We start from the raw sequence: 19,840 nt of genomic DNA on the forward strand, positions 1-19,840 counted from the left end.
TATTACAACTAGTTGCACGCGCTAATTAATAAATGTAATGAATCCAACCAATGCGATCCATTTTAAATTAAATTATCATGGATAAACAGAAGGATATGCAACTTTTGTTAACATAAAGGGCAATAGTTCAGTCTGGAAATAGTTTAGCATTTTTTACCGGATGCGAAATCCTTTTTCAGTGATTTCTGTTAAAAATATGTAAATTCGCGCTGCGTAATATGTTGATGCACGTCACATTATTACCTGCACATAGGCTAAAAGAGTATCGAAATGCGTTTAACAATTATTCTGGTTGCCCCCGCCAGAGCGGAAAATATTGGTGCGGCAGCCCGTGCGATGAAGACCATGGGATTCACCCAGTTGCGGATCGTTGACAGCGAGGCCCACCTGGAACCTGCCACGCGATGGGTTGCGCATGGCTCGGGTGATATTATTGATAATATTAACGTTTTTCCAACGTTAGCCGAGGCGCTTCACGACGTGGATTTTACCGTCGCGACCACGGCGCGCAGCCGCGCGAAGTTTCATTATTACGCTACGCCGGTCGAACTGGTTCCCCTGTTGCAGGAAAAATCAACGTGGATGGATCACGCCGCGCTGGTTTTTGGTCGTGAAGATTCGGGGCTGACCAACGAAGAATTGGCTCTGGCGGATGTCCTCACCGGGGTACCGATGGTGGCTGACTATCCATCACTCAATTTGGGGCAGGCGGTGATGGTGTATTGCTATCAATTAGCAGGTTTAATACAACAACCGGCCAGAAACATTGAGATGACGGATGAGCATCAGCTACAGGCATTGCGCGAACGTGTTTTGCGTTTATTAGCCACGCTGAACGTTTCTGACGACATTAAGTTGACGGACTGGCTGCAACAGCGAATGGGTCTGTTAGAGCAGCGAGACACGGCAATGTTGCACCGTTTTTTACATGATATAGAAAAAAATCTAACAAAATAAAGTTTTGATCAATGTTTGTTGTGCAGTGTTTTACTCTGGTTTCAAGTGGGCGAGACATGCTGTATTGGTTGAAAGTAAAAGGGCAAGCAGTCGCTCATGAACAAGTTTCGGAATGTGATCAATTTAAAAATTTATTGACTTAGGTCAGCAGATACTTTAACCCTAAAAGAATACAAGACAGACAGATAATAATTACAGAGCACACAACATCATGAAACGCATCAGCATCACTATTACCACAACCATCACCATTACCACAGGTAACGGTGCGGGCTGACGCGTACAGGAAACACAAGAAAAAGCCCGCACCTAAACAGTGCGGGCTTTTTTTTCGACCAAAGGCAATGAGGTAAACCATGCGAGTGTTGAAGTTCGGCGGTACATCAGTGGCAAATGCAGAGCGCTTTCTGCGGGTTGCCGATATTCTGGAAAGCAATGCCAGACAGGGGCAGGTCGCGACCGTGCTCTCTGCCCCCGCAAAAATTACCAACCATCTGGTGGCGATGATTGAGAAGACCATCGGTGGTCAGGATGCTTTAGCCAATATCAGCGACGCCGAACGTATTTTCTCTGAGCTATTGGTGGGTTTGGCCGCCGCGCAGCCGGGTTTTCCGTTGGCCCCGCTCAAAGCCTTTGTTGAACAAGAGTTTGCCCAGATTAAACACGTCCTGCATGGCATCAGCCTGTTGGGACAGTGCCCGGACAGCATCAATGCCGCGCTTATCTGCCGTGGCGAAAAAATGTCGATCGCCATCATGGCAGGCCTGCTGGAAGCGCGCGGGCACAACGTGACGGTCATCGATCCGGTGGAGAAATTGCTGGCAGTCGGCCATTACCTCGAATCTACCGTTGATATCGCCGAATCTACGCGCCGCATTGCCGCCAGCCGTATTCCTGCGGACCACATGATTTTGATGGCCGGATTTACCGCCGGGAATGAGAAAGGTGAGTTAGTGGTGCTGGGGCGTAATGGCTCCGACTACTCTGCCGCCGTACTGGCCGCCTGTTTGCGCGCGGATTGTTGTGAGATCTGGACCGATGTTGACGGCGTATATACTTGCGATCCGCGTCAGGTACCCGACGCCCGACTGCTGAAGTCGATGTCTTATCAGGAAGCGATGGAGCTTTCTTACTTCGGCGCCAAAGTGCTGCACCCGCGCACCATTACCCCTATTGCCCAGTTCCAGATCCCTTGCCTGATTAAAAATACCGGCAATCCACAAGCGCCTGGCACGTTGATTGGCGCCAGCAGTGATGACGACGATTTGCCGGTAAAAGGTATTTCTAATCTCAATAACATGGCGATGTTTAGCGTTTCCGGCCCAGGAATGAAAGGCATGGTGGGTATGGCGGCACGCGTTTTTGCCGCAATGTCGCGTGCGGGCATCTCGGTAGTGCTGATCACCCAATCCTCTTCCGAATATAGCATCAGCTTCTGCGTCCCGCAGGGCGACTGCGCACGTGCGCAACGCGCCATGCAGGATGAATTCTACCTCGAACTGAAAGAAGGCCTGCTGGAGCCGCTGGCGGTAACTGAGCGTCTGGCTATCATCTCTGTTGTTGGCGATGGTATGCGTACTCTGCGTGGCATTTCGGCGAAATTCTTTGCCGCATTGGCTCGCGCGAACATCAATATCGTGGCGATCGCCCAGGGGTCGTCTGAGCGTTCTATTTCGGTGGTGGTGAACAACGACGACGCGACCACCGGCGTTCGCGTGACCCATCAAATGCTGTTCAACACCGACCAGGTGATTGAAGTGTTTGTGATTGGCGTAGGCGGCGTGGGCGGTGCGCTACTGGAGCAGCTTAAACGTCAGCAAACCTGGCTCAAAAAGAAGCATATCGATCTTCGCGTGTGCGGCGTGGCGAATTCGAAGGCTCTGCTGACTAACGTCCATGGACTGAATCTGGAGAACTGGCAGTCGGAGCTGGAAAGCGCGAAAGAGCCATTCAACCTTGGGCGCTTAATTCGCCTGGTGAAAGAATATCATCTGCTTAATCCGGTGATTGTCGACTGTACGTCAAGCCAGGCGGTGGCGGATCAGTATGCTGATTTCCTGCGCGAAGGCTTCCATGTGGTTACGCCGAACAAAAAGGCCAACACCTCGTCGATGGATTACTACCATCAGCTGCGTTTTGCCGCCGCGAAGTCCCGGCGTAAATTCCTCTACGACACCAACGTGGGCGCAGGCTTGCCGGTAATTGAAAACCTGCAAAACCTGCTCAGCGCAGGTGATGAATTGCAGCGTTTCTCCGGTATTCTTTCCGGCTCGCTGTCGTTTATTTTCGGCAAGCTGGATGAAGGCATGAGCTTCTCGCAAGCCACCACCATGGCGCGTGAGATGGGCTATACCGAGCCCGATCCGCGTGACGATCTTTCCGGCATGGATGTGGCACGTAAGCTGCTGATCCTCGCCCGTGAGACAGGTCGTGAGCTGGAGCTTTCAGACGTGGTCATTGAGCCAGTTCTGCCAAAAGAGTTTGATGATTCCGGTGATGTATCCGCGTTTATGGCGAAATTGCCACAGTTGGATGACGTCTTTGCCGCGCGCGTGGCGAAAGCCCGTGATGAGGGAAAAGTATTGCGTTATGTTGGCAATATCGAAGAGGACGGCGTTTGTCGCGTGAAAATTGATGCAGTAGACGGCAACGATCCGCTGTTTAAAGTGAAAAACGGTGAGAACGCGCTGGCATTCTATAGCCACTACTATCAGCCGTTACCATTGGTTCTGCGCGGATATGGCGCGGGTAACGACGTGACGGCAGCGGGCGTCTTTGCCGACCTGCTACGCACCCTTTCATGGAAGTTAGGAGTCTGACATGGTGAGAGTTTATGCCCCGGCTTCCAGTGCCAATATGAGCGTCGGGTTTGATGTGCTTGGTGCGGCAGTAACTCCGGTGGACGGTTCGCTGTTGGGCGATGTGGTGTCCGTTGAGGCGGCTGATCAGTTCAGCCTGAACAACCTTGGGCGCTTTGCCAACAAGCTGCCGTCAGAGCCGCGCGAAAATATTGTCTATCAGTGTTGGGAGCGATTCTGCCAGGAGCTGGGTAAAACGGTTCCGGTGGCGATGACGCTGGAAAAAAATATGCCGATTGGCTCCGGGTTAGGCTCCAGCGCCTGTTCCGTCGTGGCGGCGTTAGTCGCTATGAACGAACACTGCGGTAAGCCGCTCAACGATACGCGCCTGTTGGCGATAATGGGCGAGCTGGAAGGGCGTATCTCCGGCAGTATTCATTACGATAACGTTGCCCCGTGCTTTTTGGGCGGCATGCAGTTAATGATCGAAGAAAACGGCATTATCAGCCAGCAGGTGCCAGGCTTTGATGAGTGGCTATGGGTACTGGCGTATCCGGGGATTAAAGTGTCGACGGCAGAAGCGCGGGCGATTCTACCTGCGCAGTATCGCCGTCAGGACTGTATCGCCCACGGGCGACATCTGGCTGGATTTATCCATGCCTGCTATTCCCGTCAGCCTGGGCTTGCCGCGAAGCTGATGAAGGACGTCATTGCTGAGCCGTATCGTACCCGCTTGCTGCCAGGCTTTAGTCAGGCGCGTCAGGCGGTAACAGAAATTGGCGCGCTGGCCAGCGGGATCTCCGGGTCAGGGCCGACGCTGTTCGCCTTGTGCGATAAGCCGGATACGGCGCAGCGCGTAGCAGATTGGCTGAGTAAAAATTACCTGCAAAATCAGGAAGGCTTTGTTCATATTTGCCGGCTGGACACGGCGGGCGCACGGGTACTGGGATAATCAATGAAACTGTATAATCTGAAAGATCATAACGAGCAGGTCAGCTTTGCGCAGGCCGTCACGCAAGGGCTTGGCAAGAATCAGGGATTGTTTTTTCCGCATGATCTACCGGAATTCAATCTGACAGAAGTGGATGAGATGCTGAACCAGGACTTCGTTAGCCGCAGCGCGAAGATCCTGTCCGCATTTATTGGTGATGAGATCCCTCAGGAAATTCTGGAAAAACGCGTGCGTGCTGCATTTGCGTTTCCGGCACCGGTTGCTCAGGTTGCCGCAGATGTCGGCTGTCTGGAACTGTTCCACGGCCCTACGCTTGCATTTAAAGACTTTGGCGGGCGCTTTATGGCGCAAATGCTGACGCACATCAGCGGCGACAAGCCGGTAACCATTCTGACGGCGACCTCAGGTGATACCGGCGCGGCGGTTGCACATGCCTTTTATGGCCTGAAAAATGTGCGCGTGGTGATCCTCTACCCGAACGGCAAGATCAGCCCATTACAGGAAAAACTGTTCTGTACGCTGGGCGGTAACATTGAAACTGTAGCGATTGATGGCGATTTTGATGCCTGCCAGGCGCTGGTGAAACAGGCGTTTGATGACGAAGAGCTGAAGGTGGCTCTGGGACTGAACTCGGCTAATTCAATTAACATCAGCCGTTTGCTGGCGCAAATCTGTTACTACTTTGAGGCTGTGGCTCAGCTACCGCAAGAGGCGCGGAATCAGCTGGTGATTTCTGTTCCCAGCGGTAACTTTGGCGATCTGACCGCCGGGCTACTGGCGAAATCACTGGGCTTGCCGGTGAAGCGTTTTATCGCCGCGACTAACGTTAACGATACGGTTCCGCGTTTCCTTGCTGAAGGTGAGTGGGCGCCGAAAGCGACTCAGGCGACGTTATCGAATGCAATGGATGTCAGCCAGCCGAACAACTGGCCGCGCGTGGAAGAACTGTTCCGCCGTAAAATCTGGCGTCTGAATGAGCTGGGTTATGCCGCCGTTGATGATGCCACGACTCAGGACACCATGCGTGAGTTACATGAGATAGGCTACACCTCAGAACCGCATGCGGCGGTGGCTTACCGTGCGCTGCGTGACCAACTGAACCCTGGCGAGTACGGCCTGTTCCTTGGTACTGCGCATCCGGCGAAGTTTAAAGAAAGCGTTGAAGAGATTCTTGATCTGACGCTGGCGTTGCCAAAAGAGCTGGCGGATCGCGCGGACTTGCCGCTGCTTTCTCATCACCTGCCTGCTGATTTTGCGCAACTGCGTAAGCTGATGATGACCCGCGGGTAATGGTTGTGCCCGCTGGCGCTTTGCTTAGCGGGCCTACAAAACCTGTAGGCCGGATAAGGCGTTAGCCGTCATCCGGCATGTAAATTATTGCTCGTGGCGTTTAAACACCAGTTCGCCGTTTCCTGACGCTTCTTCATCAAAGAAATAGCCTTCGCTGTTAAATGCGGTCAGCTGTTCCGGCTGCGTTAAGCGGTTCTCAATGATGTAGCGGCTCATCAGGCCGCGCGCTTTCTTGGCATAAAAGCTGATGACTTTGAACTTGCCGTTTTTCTCGTCGAGGAAGACTGGTTTAATCAGCTCGGCATTGAGCTTTTTCGGCTTCACGGATTTAAAATACTCATCCGAAGCGAGGTTAATCACCACGCTGTCGCCTTGTGCTTCAAGTGCTTCATTAAGTTTATCGGTGATGATATCTCCCCAGAACTGGTAGAGATCTTTACCCTTCGCATTGGCCAAACGAATGCCCATCTCCAGACGATAAGGCTGCATCAAATCCAGTGGACGTAGAACGCCGTACAGTCCGGACAACATCCTTAAATGCTGCTGAGCGAAGTCGAAATCCGCCTCGCTGAAGGTTTCAGCCTGCAGCCCGGTATACACGTCGCCCTTAAATGCCAGAATGGCCTGGCGCGCATTGTCCGGCGTTAAGTCAGGCTGCCAGTCATGGAAACGCGTGGCATTCAAATCCGCCAGTTTGTCGCTAATTCCCATCAGCTTGCCAATCTGCGGCGCAGAGAGCTGGCGCGCCACATGGATAAGCTGCTGAGAGTGATCCAGCAGTTCGGGTAGCGTATGGCGTGTTGTTGCCAGCGGACTTTGGTAGTCGAGCGTTTTTGCAGGTGAAATCAGAATCAGCATATCCAGTCCTTGCAGGAAATTTACTGCGACTTTAGCAAAAAAAACGACAGATTTGATCGATGGTTGTGATTGCCGCGCTATCCGCGCGGCGTTTCATCCCAGCTTTCGGGGGCAAGCTGTTGTCTGATATCAGGATAACGGTGCGGATCGAATTCCGGGCGCACCCCGAGTTTACGCTGGCGCAGATAGTCGCTGGCGATGGTATGGACAACCGGAGAAAGCAGCAGAATCGCTGTCAGGTTAGTAATGGCCATACAAGCCATAATGATATCGGCCAACTGCCAGACCAGCGGGAAGCTGACAAACGTTCCGCCGATAATGGTGCTAATGGTAGCGATTCGCAATAGCCAGATGACGCGCATATTGTCCAGTTTCAGAAAGACGAGATTGTTCTCCGCATAGATGTAGTTGGCGACGATCGAGCTAAAGGCAAACAGAATCACAATAAAAGCCACGAATCCGGCTCCCCATTCTCCCGTCAGCGTTACCATTGCTTTTTGAAGTAACTGGATGCCTTCCATTGGCACATAGCTGGTGCCATTGCCTGCCAACAGAATAATCATCGCACTAGCCGTACAGACCACGAGAGTGTCGCCTAATACCCCAATCATTTGCACAATGCCTTGTGCCGCAGGATGCGGTGGCCAGGAGGCGGCCGATGCGGCTGCATTCGGCGTAGATCCCATTCCGGCTTCGTTAGAAAACATGCCGCGCTGAAAACCGTTGGCAATAGCCTGGCTTAGCGTATATCCGGCCGCACCCGCTGCTGCTTCCTGCCAGCCAAAGGCGCTTTTTATAATGGTGACGATAATGTCGGGAAGCTGCCCGATATGCCACAGACAGATGATGATGCTACTTCCAACCCACAGCAGTGCCATCATCGGAACGAACCATTGCATCAGGCGTGCGACGCCTTTAATACCGCCGACGATGACCAGTAATGACACTATTGCCAGTGCGATACCGGAGAAGAGGGGAGGGATGTCAAAAGCAAAGGTCAACGCACGAGAGACCGAGTTCGCCTGAACGCTGTTAAAAATCAGTCCATAGGCAATCAGTAAAAAGATGGCAAAAAGGACGCCCATCCAGCGCATGCCCAGACCACGTGCCATATACCACGCAGGGCCACCGCGGAACTGTCCTTTGCTATCGCGTTCTTTATACAGTTGGGCAAGTGAGCACTCGGCGAATGACGTTGCCATACCAATGACCGCTGAGACCCACATCCAGAAAATGGCTCCAGGGCCGCCAGCGGCGATCGCCAACGCTACGCCGGCCAGGTTCCCGCTACCGATACGTGCGGCAAGGCTGGTGCACAGAGCCTGAAAGGAAGTTAAACCGCCCGGCTGCGGGCTAATGCTGTTTTTAAGACTTGTGCCAAACTGGCGAATGTAGCGGAATTGCACGAACCCTGTACGCCAGGTGAACCAACATCCTGCGCCAAGCAGGAGGTAGATCATCACCGATCCCCAGAGTATTTCATTAATAAATGAGAAAAAATCAGGCATTAACATCCCTCTTGTTGATGCCGGTAAGCGCGAAGATTTCCGTGTAAGCGCTACCAATAATCGACCAGTATATACCTTGTCATGAGAGTGATTGCGGGAGTTTATCATAACAATCGTTATATCCCGCAATTGCGCATCACAGGCTTTGAGATGCGTAATCAGGGCTGAGCAGCGGGTCGGACAATCCAGGCGGTTGCGCTGAGAGTGCGTCGTGCTATCATCAGGGAAGATCGGTTACATCCCCCTAACAAGCTGTTTAAAGAGAATCGCTATCATGACGGACAAATTGACCTCCCTTCGTCAGTTCACCACAGTAGTGGCCGACACCGGAGACATCGCGGCAATGAAGCTGTATCAGCCTCAGGATGCCACAACTAACCCTTCTCTCATTCTTAACGCAGCGCAGATCCCAGAATACCGCAAGCTGATTGATGACGCTGTAGCCTGGGCTAAGCAGCAGAGCAACGACCGCGCACAGCAGATCGTCGACGCGACCGACAAACTGGCAGTAAATATCGGTCTGGAGATCCTGAAACTGGTCCCGGGTCGTATCTCTACTGAAGTTGACGCTCGTCTGTCTTACGACACCGACGCGTCCATCGCGAAAGCAAAACGTCTGATCAAGATGTACAACGACGCTGGCATCAGCAACGATCGCATTCTGATTAAACTGGCTTCAACCTGGCAGGGCATCCGTGCCGCTGAGCAGCTGGAAAAAGAAGGCATCAACTGTAACCTGACTCTGCTGTTCTCCTTCGCGCAGGCACGTGCATGTGCAGAAGCTGGCGTATACCTGATTTCTCCGTTCGTTGGTCGTATTCTTGACTGGTACAAAGCCAACACCGACAAGAAAGAGTATGCACCGGCAGAAGATCCGGGTGTGGTTTCCGTAACGGAAATCTACGAGTACTACAAACAGCACGGTTACGAAACCGTGGTGATGGGGGCGAGCTTCCGTAACATCGGCGAAATCATTGAGCTGGCAGGCTGCGATCGTCTGACGATTGCTCCGGCACTGCTGAAAGAGCTGGCGGAAAGCGAAGGCGCTATCGAACGTAAACTGTCCTTCTCCGGCGAAGTGAAAGCGCGTCCTGCACGCATCACCGAAGCTGAGTTCCTGTGGCAGCACAACCAGGATCCGATGGCTGTAGATAAACTGGCGGACGGTATCCGTAAGTTTGCTGTAGACCAGGGTAAACTGGAAAAAATGATCGGCGATCTGCTGTAATCATTTAAGCGTGGCCCTGATATGGGTCACGCTACCTCTTCTGAAACCTGTCTGTCCTTCCTTTCGCAGTGTATCATTCTGTTTAACGAGACTGTTTAAACGGAATAATCATGAATACTTTACGCATTGGCCTGGTTTCCATTTCTGACCGTGCTTCCAGCGGCGTTTACCAGGATAAAGGTATCCCGGCCCTTGAAGAGTGGCTGGCATCTGCCCTTACCACCCCTTTTGAGCTGCAAACGCGACTGATCCCGGATGAACAGGCGATCATCGAACAGACCTTATGCGAGCTGGTGGATGAAATGAGCTGTCATCTGGTGCTGACTACCGGCGGAACGGGTCCGGCACGTCGCGACGTGACCCCCGATGCTACGCTTGCCGTCGCTGACCGCCAGATGCCAGGCTTTGGCGAACAGATGCGCCAGATAAGTCTGCACTTTGTGCCAACGGCTATTCTCTCCCGCCAGGTCGGTGTGATTCGCAAACAGGCGTTGATCCTGAATCTGCCTGGGCAGCCGAAATCGATCAAAGAAACGCTGGAAGGCGTGAAAGATGCCGACGGTAAGGTTATCGTACCGGGTATTTTTGCAAGTGTACCGTATTGTATACAGTTGCTGGATGGGCCGTATGTGGAAACCGCACCGTCTGTTGTAGCATCTTTTCGTCCTAAAAGCGCAATTCGCGATACAAACGCCTGAAAGTAGCCCGATCGTGACATAAGTGCCAATCACAGTGGAGTATTGAATTGTTTACGATATAGTAATTTTTGCTTTACATGTATCGACAGACAGATTCAATAACTCCACTGACTGATGGTTTGCTATGTCACAACACACTCGACCGCTGAATCGCCAGGATTATAAAACTCTTACGCTTGCTGCCCTCGGCGGTGCGCTTGAGTTTTATGATTTCATTATCTTCGTCTTCTTTGCCGCTGTTGTTGGTGAACTGTTCTTTCCGGCAGACATTCCTGAGTGGCTACGTCAGGTGCAAACCTTCGGCATTTTTGCCGCCGGATATCTGGCGCGTCCGCTGGGTGGCATCATCATGGCGCACTTTGGCGATCTGGTCGGGCGTAAGAAAATGTTCACCCTGAGCATTTTGCTGATGGCGATACCGACGCTGGCGATTGGTCTTTTGCCTACCTACGCCTCAATGGGGATCCTCGCACCGCTGCTGTTACTGCTGATGCGCATTTTGCAAGGCGCTGCCATCGGCGGAGAAGTGCCGGGCGCGTGGGTGTTCGTGGCGGAGCATGTACCGGAGCGCCGCATCGGCATTGCCTGTGGCACGCTGACCGCTGGGCTGACGGTGGGGATTCTGTTGGGGTCGGTGGTTGCGACGCTGGTGAATACCAGGCGGTGCATGACTACGGCTGGCGTATCCCGTTCCTGCTGGGGGGCGTTTTTGGGCTGGTGGCGATGTACCTGCGCCGCTGGTTGCAGGAAACGCCAATCTTCCTCGAAATGCAGCAGCGTAAAGCACTTGCGCAAGAGCTACCGGTGAAGTCGGTTGTGAGTAAGCATAAAAAAGCGGTGGTTATTTCAATGCTGCTGACCTGGCTGTTATCGGCCGGGATTGTGGTGGTGATCCTGATGTCACCAGTCTGGTTGCAGAAGCAGTATGGCTTTGCACCCGCGCTAACGCTACAGGCCAACAGTGTCGCTACCATTATGCTGTGCGTCGGCTGTCTGCTGGCCGGATTTATTGTCGACCGGGTCGGCGCCAGCAAAACCTTTATTGTCGGCAGCCTGCTGCTGGCCTGTTCGAGCTGGTTTTTCTATCACCTGACCGGCAGCCATCCTCAGCACTTGTTCCTGTTATACGGGCTGGTGGGATTATGCGTTGGCGTGGTCGGCGCAGTGCCTTATGTCATGGTGCGGGCGTTTCCGGCGGAAGTCCGTTTTACCGGCATTTCCTTTTCCTATAACGTCTCATATGCCATTTTTGGTGGTCTGACGCCAATCGCCGTGACGATGTTAATGAGCGTGTCGCCAATGGCTCCGGCCTGGTATGTGCTGGCGTTATCGCTGGTGGGGTTAGGTCTGGGGATTTGGCTGCGACAGGATATTTATCATCGCGATACGAGCGTACAGGGAGAGTTACAGCGTTTGTAAGGAATATCCCCCCTTCAGGGGGGATATTGTCAGATTAGTGCGCTTCACCAATCGGCAGGATGATACGGCCAAACTGTTCGTTCAGCACTTCACCCATCGCCAGGTAAATGGCGCTTGCACCACACACTAAGCCAACCCAACCCGCTACGTGAATGATTGCTTCGTTACCTGCAATGTTGCCAACGGCCAGCAGGGCGAACAGCACTGTCAGGCTCAGGAACACGAACTGCAGCATGCGCGCGGCTTTCAGCGTACCGAAGAACATGAACAGAGTGAACACGCCCCACAGACCCAGGTAAGCGCCCAGGAACTGACCATTGGTTGCATCCGCGAGGCCCATTTTCGGCATCAGCAGAATCGCAACCAGCGTCAGCCAGAACGAACCGTAGGAGGTAAAGGCGGTTAAACCGAAGGTGTTGCCTTTTTTATATTCCAGAAGACCGGCAAAAATTTGCGCGATACCGCCGTAGAAAATGCCCATCGCCAGAATAATAACGTCTAAAGCGAAGAAACCCGCGTTATGCAGGTTAAGCAGAATGGTGGTCATGCCAAAGCCCATCAGGCCCAGCGGTGCCGGATTAGCCAACTTAGTGTTGCCCATAATTCCTCAAAATCATCATTGATTGAATGGTGAAATAGTTTCCCCAAATAACGATCACTGTCTTCGGGGCGCGGCATAATAATCAGGGGAGAGGGCACTGTCTATGATCTAACGAAGGGAAAACGAATTATTTTCCCTGTGATGGGCATCACGCTTGTGTGTGGTTGAGCATTCTGCGCAGGCAGGCAATGTGGAGTACAGCCGGGATCGTCACCCGATAAGCGCTGCCGCTCACCGCTTTAACCCCGTTTAAAGCCGCACCTACCGGGCCGCCAAGTCCGGCTCCGCGCAGTAATCCGTGCCCGATTACGCTGACGGCGGCGTGGGTTCGCAGAATTTTGGTTAACTGGCCGGAGAGCAGGTGAGAGACGCCTTTTGCCAGGTGACGATCCTTCAATAATAACGGTAGCAGTTCTTCCAGTTCAGAAACTTTTGCATCGACAGCCTGCAGAAATTCCTGCTTTTGTCCGGCATCCATTTTTTGCCAGGCGTTGCGTAAAAAGTGCTCCAGCAGAGACTGTTCAATTTCGAACGTGGACATCTCTTTATCAGCTTTAATCTTCAGACGCTTCGAAACGTCCAGCAAAATCGCCCGATACAGTTTTCCATGTCCACGGAGTTTATTGGCAATGCTGTCGCCCCCATAATGCTGCAGTTCGCCAGCAATCAGTTGCCAGTTGCGGCGGTGCTGTTTCGGATGTCCTTCCATCGATTTAAATAAATCGTTGTGGTTGAGAACGCTCGACAGACGGGCTTTCCCCTTTTCATTATGTGTAAGCAGGCGGGTAATATTGGCGAGCTGCTCCTCACTGCAATGCTGAAGAAAATCGAGATCGTCGTCATTCAAATAGGTGACATTCATGTTTCTATGGCTTTTGAATAAAAGTATGGGGAATTAGTCGTCGCCGATGATTTTCAGCGTCGCCATATCAGAAGAGTTCACCGTATGGCCGGAGAAGGTAATTTTTTTCACGCAGCGCTTATTGTCGTTGTCGCTATTGATGTTGATCCAATTGGTCGTTTGCCCTTCTTTGATGGAGGAAGGCACGTTCAGACTCTGGCTGGACATGCGGGCAGCTTTGAAATAAACCGATGCACCACTGAGCTGTAAATCACCATGATCGGCCGTAAGTTGAATGCGTTTCACCACGCGGCAAACAGGAAGTTTCAGCGTTAGATCGTTGGTTTCATTACGAGGCATGGCGATCACGCCGAGGACTTTATGATCGTTAGCGTGTGCGGCGCTGCTCAGCAGCAGGCCCATAAGCAGGCTGGCGGAAAGGGTTAATACGGATTTCATGGAATTTCTCTTTGACGGCTGTAAAAGTGTGTCGTTTCAGACCATCTTACCGCTGTCAGAATCATGATTCATGCTTGTAATCTTTTCTTTTTATTACAATTTTTATGTGAATGACTGTGCTGAATTTATCTGTTTTATGAATTAATTTTGATTTGAGACTATTCATTTTTTAATCTTTTAGCCTTTTTTCTGCGATTTTATTGCCACAAGGCTAAAAAAAATTTTCATGCCCCCCTTGATGACGTGGGTTACGACCCCATCTTGTAAGCAACCGCAGTGGTGAGTCTGAAAAAAAACGATTCAGGGTAGTTGAAACCGCACGTTTCGCCCTTATTACAGATTCACAACCACATGATGACCGAATTTTTAGTGGAGACGTTTAGATGGGTAAAATTATTGGTATCGACCTGGGTACTACCAACTCTTGTGTAGCGATTATGGATGGCACTACTGCACGTGTGCTGGAGAACGCCGAGGGCGATCGCACCACGCCTTCTATCATTGCTTATACCCAGGATGGTGAAACTCTGGTTGGTCAGCCGGCTAAACGTCAGGCAGTGACAAACCCGCAAAACACCCTGTTTGCGATTAAACGCCTGATTGGCCGCCGCTTCCAGGACGAAGAAGTACAGCGTGATGAAGCCATCATGCCGTACAAAATCATCGGTGCTGACAACGGTGATGCATGGATTGACGTAAAAGGTCAGAAACTGGCACCGCCGCAGATTTCTGCTGAAGTGCTGAAAAAAATGAAGAAAACGGCTGAAGATTACCTGGGTGAGCCGGTAACTGAAGCAGTTATCACCGTACCTGCATACTTTAACGATGCTCAGCGTCAGGCAACTAAAGACGCCGGTCGTATCGCAGGTCTGGAAGTAAAACGTATCATCAACGAACCAACCGCAGCTGCGCTGGCTTACGGTCTGGATAAAGAAGTCGGCAACCGTACTATCGCGGTATATGACCTCGGTGGTGGTACTTTCGATATCTCTATTATCGAAATCGACGAAGTTGACGGCGAAAAAACCTTCGAAGTTCTGGCAACCAACGGTGATACCCACCTGGGTGGTGAAGACTTCGACAGCCGTATGATCAACTACCTGGTTGACGAGTTTAAGAAAGATCAGGGTATCGACCTGCGTAATGACCCGCTGGCGATGCAGCGTCTGAAAGAAGCCGCTGAGAAAGCGAAGATCGAGCTGTCTTCCGCTCAGCAGACCGACGTGAACCTGCCGTACATCACTGCAGACGCGACCGGTCCGAAACATATGAACATCAAAGTGACCCGTGCGAAACTGGAAAGCCTGGTTGAAGACCTGGTTAACCGTTCTATCGAGCCGCTGAAAGTTGCTCTGCAGGATGCTGGCCTGTCCGTATCTGATATCAACGACGTTATCCTCGTTGGTGGTCAGACGCGTATGCCGATGGTGCAGAAGAAAGTCGCTGAGTTCTTCGGTAAAGAACCGCGTAAAGACGTTAACCCGGACGAAGCCGTAGCAATCGGTGCTGCTGTTCAGGGTGGTGTATTGACCGGTGATGTTAAAGACGTGCTGCTGCTGGACGTTACCCCGCTGTCTCTGGGTATCGAAACCATGGGTGGCGTAATGACTCCGCTGATCGCGAAAAACACCACTATCCCGACCAAGCACAGCCAGGTGTTCTCTACCGCTGAAGACAACCAGTCTGCGGTAACCATCCATGTGCTGCAGGGTGAACGTAAACGTGCTGCTGATAACAAAGATCTGGGTCAGTTTAACCTGGATGGTATCAGCCCGGCTCCGCGCGGTATGCCGCAGATCGAAGTTACTTTTGACATCGATGCCGACGGTATCCTGCACGTTTCCGCGAAAGACAAAAACAGCGGTAAAGAGCAGAAGATCACCATCAAGGCTTCTTCTGGTCTGAACGAAGAAGAAATTCAGAAAATGGTTCGCGAAGCAGAAGCGAACGCAGAATCTGACCGTAAGTTTGAAGAGCTGGTTCAGACCCGTAACCAGGGTGACCATCTGCTGCACAGCACTCGCAAGCAGGTTGAAGAAGCAGGCGACAAACTGCCGGCTGACGACAAAACTGCCATCGAGTCTGCACTGACCGCGCTGGAAACTTCTCTGAAAGGTGAAGACAAAGCGGATATCGAAGCGAAAATGCAGGCGCTGGCACAGGTTTCCCAGAAACTGATGGAAATCGCTCAGCAGCAGCACGCACAGCAACAGGCTGGTGCAGCAGGCGCTGATGCTTCTGCAAATAACGCGAAAGATGACGACGTTGTCGACGCCGAGTTTGAAGAAGTGAAAGACAAAAAATAATCGCCCTTTGAACGGGTAATTACTGGCACGGGCGAAGAGGTTTCCTCTCCGCCCGTGCACGCATGTTAGGGGCAGATAAAAAGAGATGGCTAAGCAAGACTATTACGAGATTTTAGGCGTTTCCAAATCAGCGGAAGAGCGTGAAATCAAAAAGGCCTACAAGCGCCTGGCCATGAAATATCACCCGGACCGCAACCAGGGTGATAAAGAGGCCGAAGCCAAGTTTAAAGAGATCAAAGAAGCGTACGAGATCCTGACCGATGCGCAAAAACGTGCGGCCTACGATCAGTACGGTCATGCTGCGTTTGAGCAAGGCGGCATGGGCGGCGGCGGCGGTTTTGGCGGCGGGGCTGACTTCAGCGATATCTTTGGTGACGTGTTTGGCGATATCTTTGGCGGCGGTCGTGGTCGTCAGCGCGCCTCACGTGGTGCTGATTTACGTTACAACATGGATCTCACTCTGGAAGAAGCCGTGCGTGGCGTCACCAAAGAGATCCGTATTCCGACTCTGGAAGAGTGTGACGTCTGCCACGGTAGCGGCGCGAAGGCTGGCACTCAGCCGCAGACCTGTCCAACCTGTCACGGTTCTGGTCAGGTACAGATGCGTCAGGGCTTTTTTGCCGTACAGCAGACCTGTCCACACTGTCAGGGCCGCGGTACGCTGATCAAAGATCCGTGCAACAAATGCCACGGGCATGGTCGCGTTGAGAAGAGCAAAACGCTGTCTGTTAAAATCCCGGCTGGGGTTGATACCGGCGACCGTATCCGTTTGTCTGGTGAAGGCGAAGCCGGTGAGCATGGCGCGCCAGCAGGTGATTTGTACGTTCAGGTGCAGGTAAAACAACACCCAATTTTCGAACGTGAAGGCAATAACCTCTACTGCGAAGTGCCGATTAACTTTGCGATGGCTGCTCTGGGCGGCGAGATTGAAGTCCCGACGCTGGACGGTCGCGTGAAGCTAAAAATTCCGGGCGAAACGCAAACTGGCAAACTTTTCCGCATGCGTGGAAAGGGCGTCAAGTCTGTACGCGGTGGCGCTCAGGGAGACCTGCTGTGCCGCGTGGTAGTGGAAACCCCGGTTGGCCTGAACGACAAGCAGAAGCAACTGCTGAAAGATTTGCAGGACAGCTTTGGCGGCCCGACGGGTGAACAAAACAGTCCGCGCTCCAAAAGTTTCTTCGACGGTGTGAAGAAGTTCTTTGACGATCTGACTCGCTAACGACAAGCCAAAAAACTTTCTCGTTTGAAAAAACCGGTATTCCCTTTTAAGGGAATACCGGTTTTTTATTGTCAAGGATAAAAGTGAGTTGGATGGCCTTGAATGTGAGTTTTCTAACATGTCAGGTAAATATATTAGGGGAGGTTAGTAAGAAGATATTGATGCGCTTACTAACAAATATGAACTTATCATATCTACAGCAACATTATTTGACACATTATTTTAAGCAGTCATTATCTATTCTGATGTGAGATTTACATCACTATCTTGTAATTACATTTGTTTAATATTTATCACCGCAGCGAACCTTCATTCATTGATGAAAAAATTATAATTATGGGGAATAAATTCAATGCCTCGGATAAAGGAAATACTACTGGCTAGTCTTGTATTAGCCACTCCAGCTCTTTTTAGCCAAAATGTACAAGCTCTGGAATATAAAAACTCTTTTGGGTCAATTAACGCTGGTTATGCAGACTGGAATAGCGGTTTTGTGAATGTGCACCGCGGTGAAGTTTGGAAAGCAACGGCTGATTTTGGCGTCAATTTTAGAGAGGCTGAATTCTATTCTTTTATTGAAAGCAACGTATTAAACCATGCAGTGGCGGGCCGTAACCATACCGTCTCTGCTATGACCCATGTGCGTCTTTTTGATTCTGACTATACCTTCTTTGGCAAGATATACGGTCAATGGGACAACTCATGGGGTGACGATCTGGATATGTTTTATGGACTCGGTTATCTGGAGTGGAGTGGAGATTGGGGTTTCTTTAAACCTTATATCGGCTTGCATAACCAATCAGGTGACTATGTATCACCGAAATATGGACAGACCAGTGGATGGAATGGATATGTTATTGGTTGGACTGCTGTTTATAACTTCTCTTTATTTGGTGAAAGCTTTGTTTTATCTGACTGGAATGAAGTCGAGATTGATAGAAATGATGCTTACACGGAGCAGCAATTCGGTCGAAATGGTTTAAATGGAGGATTAACGCTGGCATGGAAGTTTTATCCACGATGGAAGGCATCTGTAACGTATCGTTATTTTGAGAACAAATTAGGTTATGACGGATATGGGGATCAGATGATTTATATGGTCGGATATTCATTTTAATTAAAATTAAAGGAACTGAAATGAAAAGAACAGTCATTGCCAGCATGATTGGGCTGGCACTGTGCGCCGGGAGCACATTACAAACCGCGCAGGCTGCTGCGGATAAACGCCCTAATTTAGTCATCATTCTTGCGGATGATTTGGGTTATGGCGATCTGGCGGTTTATGGTCATCAAATCGTTAAAACACCGAATATCGATAAATTGGCTCAGGATGGTGTGAGATTTACGGATTACTATGCGCCAGCTCCGCTTTGCTCCCCTTCTCATGCTGGGTTATTGACTGGACGTATGCCGTTCCGCACGGGGATCCGTTCCTGGATCCCGGAAGGGAAAGATGTGGCATTGGGCCGTAATGAGCTGACGATTGCTAATCTGCTGAAAGCGCAAGGCTACGACACGGCGATGATGGGTAAATTACACCTCAATGCCGGCGGTGATCGAACAGACCAACCGCAAGCTAAGGATATGGGGTTTGACTATGGCCTGGTGAATACAGCCGGGTTTGTGACCGATTCCACTTTAGATAACGCGAAAGAGCGCCCACGCTATGGCACCGTGCATCCGACCGGATTCGCGCGTAATGGCAAACCGATTGGCAGAGCAGAAACATTTAGCGGTGAACTGGTTAGTTCAGAAGTCGTTAACTGGCTGGATAACAAGAAAGACGATAAACCGTTCTTCTTATACGTTGCATTTACCGAGGTCCATAGCCCGCTGGCCTCACCGAAAAAGTACCTCGATATGTATTCGCAATATATGAGTGCCTACCAGAAACAGCATCCGGATCTGTTCTACGGTGATTGGGCTGATAAACCTTGGCGTGGCACAGGTGAGTATTACGCCAACGTCAGTTATATGGATGCTCAGGTTGGTAAAGTAATGGATAAGATAAAGGCAATGGGTGAAGAAGATAACACCATTGTTATCTTTACTAGTGATAACGGACCTGTCACTCGTGAAGCGCGTAAAGTGTATGAGTTAAACCTGGCGGGTGAAACGGATGGTCTTCGCGGTCGTAAAGATAATCTGTGGGAGGGCGGGATCCGCGTTCCGGCAATTATCAAATATGGTAAGCATATTCCGCAGGGAATGGTGACAGATACGCCTGTCTATGGCCTCGACTGGTTGCCGACGCTGGCAAACATGATGAACTTCAAGCTCCCTACCGATCGCACCTATGATGGGCAGTCTTTGATTCCATTGCTGGAACAGAAAACCTTAAAACGTGAAAAACCGCTGATTTTCGGTATCGATATGCCATTCCAGGATGACCCTACTGATGAATGGGCTATTCGTGATGGCGACTGGAAAATGATCATCGATCGTGAGAATAAACCCAAGTACCTCTATAACCTGAAAAAAGATCGTTTCGAGACACTGAACCAGATCGGCAAACAGCCTGATATTGAGAAACAACTCTACGGTAAATTCCTGAAATATAAACAGGATATTGATAACGACTCGTTAATGAAAGCACGCGGTGATAAGCCTACGCCGGTCACTTGGGGCTAATCGAATAATTATAAGAAATACCATGTATGCCACTTAGGGCTCTGCCCGCCTGGCTCAGCGTTTTAGCTCTGAGCC

At 51.1% G+C, this 19,840-nt stretch carries 16 protein-coding genes, 1 pseudogene and 1 other annotated feature; of the genes and pseudogenes, 12 read left to right on the forward strand and 5 right to left on the reverse strand.

Annotated elements, in window-relative coordinates:
- Window positions 1-270 precede the first annotated feature (270 nt).
- From WN16_RS06990 to thrC, 5 genes are all read left to right on the forward strand, one after another.
- Window positions 271-957 carry a tRNA/rRNA methyltransferase gene (locus WN16_RS06990; RefSeq protein WP_003018988.1) on the forward strand — a complete coding sequence of 229 codons (687 nt, stop codon included), beginning with the start codon at window positions 271-273 and terminating at the stop codon, window positions 955-957.
- Window positions 958-1,163: 206 nt separating this feature from the next.
- Window positions 1,164-1,290: a sequence feature (Thr leader region), on the forward strand.
- Window positions 1,169-1,234: a thr operon leader peptide gene (thrL, locus tag WN16_RS06995; RefSeq protein ID WP_032337689.1), complete on the forward strand. Its 66-nt coding sequence runs from the start codon at window positions 1,169-1,171 to the stop codon at window positions 1,232-1,234. It overlaps the preceding feature by 66 nt.
- Window positions 1,291-1,313: 23 nt before the next feature.
- Window positions 1,314-3,776: a bifunctional aspartate kinase/homoserine dehydrogenase I gene (thrA, locus tag WN16_RS07000; protein ID WP_003018985.1), complete on the forward strand. Its 2,463-nt coding sequence runs from the start codon at window positions 1,314-1,316 to the stop codon at window positions 3,774-3,776.
- 1 nt (window position 3,777) lies between these two features.
- Window positions 3,778-4,707, forward strand: coding sequence for a homoserine kinase (gene thrB / locus WN16_RS07005; protein WP_003018982.1), 930 nt, complete (start codon window positions 3,778-3,780; stop codon window positions 4,705-4,707).
- 3 nt (window positions 4,708-4,710) lie between these two features.
- On the forward strand, window positions 4,711-5,997 hold the full coding sequence (thrC, locus tag WN16_RS07010; protein WP_044699042.1) for a threonine synthase: 1,287 nt from the start codon (window positions 4,711-4,713) through the stop codon (window positions 5,995-5,997).
- Between the two features lie 84 nt (window positions 5,998-6,081).
- Here thrC and yaaA read toward each other — a convergent pair whose 3' ends face one another.
- Together yaaA and WN16_RS07020 are read right to left on the reverse strand one after the other, a co-directional pair.
- The gene (gene yaaA, locus WN16_RS07015) at window positions 6,082-6,855 is read right to left on the reverse strand and encodes a peroxide stress protein YaaA (protein ID WP_044699040.1); all 774 of its coding nucleotides are present in this window, start codon (window positions 6,853-6,855) and stop codon (window positions 6,082-6,084) included.
- A 77-nt stretch (window positions 6,856-6,932) separates the two neighbouring features.
- Window positions 6,933-8,363, reverse strand: a complete 1,431-nt coding sequence (locus tag WN16_RS07020; protein WP_003018976.1) for a sodium:alanine symporter family protein — start codon at window positions 8,361-8,363, stop codon at window positions 6,933-6,935.
- Between the two features lie 274 nt (window positions 8,364-8,637).
- On the opposite strand from WN16_RS07020, the gene tal reads away from it, so the two are divergent.
- From tal to WN16_RS07035, 3 genes and pseudogenes are all read left to right on the forward strand, one after another.
- The gene (gene tal / locus WN16_RS07025) at window positions 8,638-9,591 is read left to right on the forward strand and encodes a transaldolase (RefSeq protein ID WP_003018974.1); all 954 of its coding nucleotides are present in this window, start codon (window positions 8,638-8,640) and stop codon (window positions 9,589-9,591) included.
- A 110-nt stretch (window positions 9,592-9,701) separates the two neighbouring features.
- Window positions 9,702-10,289, forward strand: a complete 588-nt coding sequence (gene mog, locus WN16_RS07030) for a molybdopterin adenylyltransferase (RefSeq protein WP_044699039.1) — start codon at window positions 9,702-9,704, stop codon at window positions 10,287-10,289.
- 124 nt (window positions 10,290-10,413) lie between these two features.
- A pseudogene (locus tag WN16_RS07035) lies at window positions 10,414-11,708 on the forward strand (MFS transporter).
- Window positions 11,709-11,742: 34 nt separating this feature from the next.
- Here WN16_RS07035 and satP read toward each other — a convergent pair.
- The 3 genes from satP to WN16_RS07050 all read right to left on the reverse strand — a co-directional run bounded on the left by satP (window position 11,743) and on the right by WN16_RS07050 (window position 13,609).
- Entirely contained in the window at window positions 11,743-12,309 is a 567-nt protein-coding gene (gene satP, locus WN16_RS07040) for an acetate uptake transporter (RefSeq protein WP_044699036.1), read from the reverse strand.
- Window positions 12,310-12,457: 148 nt separating this feature from the next.
- Window positions 12,458-13,171 (reverse strand): acidic protein MsyB, encoded by a 714-nt coding sequence (gene msyB / locus WN16_RS07045; protein WP_044699034.1) that lies wholly within the window; start codon window positions 13,169-13,171, stop codon window positions 12,458-12,460.
- Window positions 13,172-13,204: 33 nt separating this feature from the next.
- A complete protein-coding gene (locus WN16_RS07050) occupies window positions 13,205-13,609 on the reverse strand; it encodes a DUF2541 family protein (protein ID WP_003018965.1) in 405 nt (134 codons plus the stop codon).
- 383 nt (window positions 13,610-13,992) lie between these two features.
- Between WN16_RS07050 and dnaK the strand changes: the two genes are divergently transcribed.
- The 4 genes from dnaK (at window position 13,993) to WN16_RS07070 (ending at window position 19,765) form a co-directional block, all read left to right on the forward strand.
- Entirely contained in the window at window positions 13,993-15,915 is a 1,923-nt protein-coding gene (gene dnaK / locus WN16_RS07055) for a molecular chaperone DnaK (protein WP_003018959.1), read from the forward strand.
- Between the two features lie 85 nt (window positions 15,916-16,000).
- Window positions 16,001-17,134, forward strand: a complete 1,134-nt coding sequence (gene dnaJ, locus WN16_RS07060) for a molecular chaperone DnaJ (RefSeq protein ID WP_003837322.1) — start codon at window positions 16,001-16,003, stop codon at window positions 17,132-17,134.
- Window positions 17,135-17,486: 352 nt separating this feature from the next.
- Entirely contained in the window at window positions 17,487-18,251 is a 765-nt protein-coding gene (locus tag WN16_RS07065) for an outer membrane protein OmpK (RefSeq protein WP_032941170.1), read from the forward strand.
- A 20-nt stretch (window positions 18,252-18,271) separates the two neighbouring features.
- Window positions 18,272-19,765, forward strand: a complete 1,494-nt coding sequence (locus tag WN16_RS07070) for a sulfatase-like hydrolase/transferase (protein ID WP_044699031.1) — start codon at window positions 18,272-18,274, stop codon at window positions 19,763-19,765.
- Window positions 19,766-19,840: the final 75 nt, after the last annotated feature.

Source organism: Citrobacter sp. ABFQG, assembly GCF_004322975.1.
GTDB classification, from domain to species: domain Bacteria; phylum Pseudomonadota; class Gammaproteobacteria; order Enterobacterales; family Enterobacteriaceae; genus Citrobacter; species Citrobacter freundii.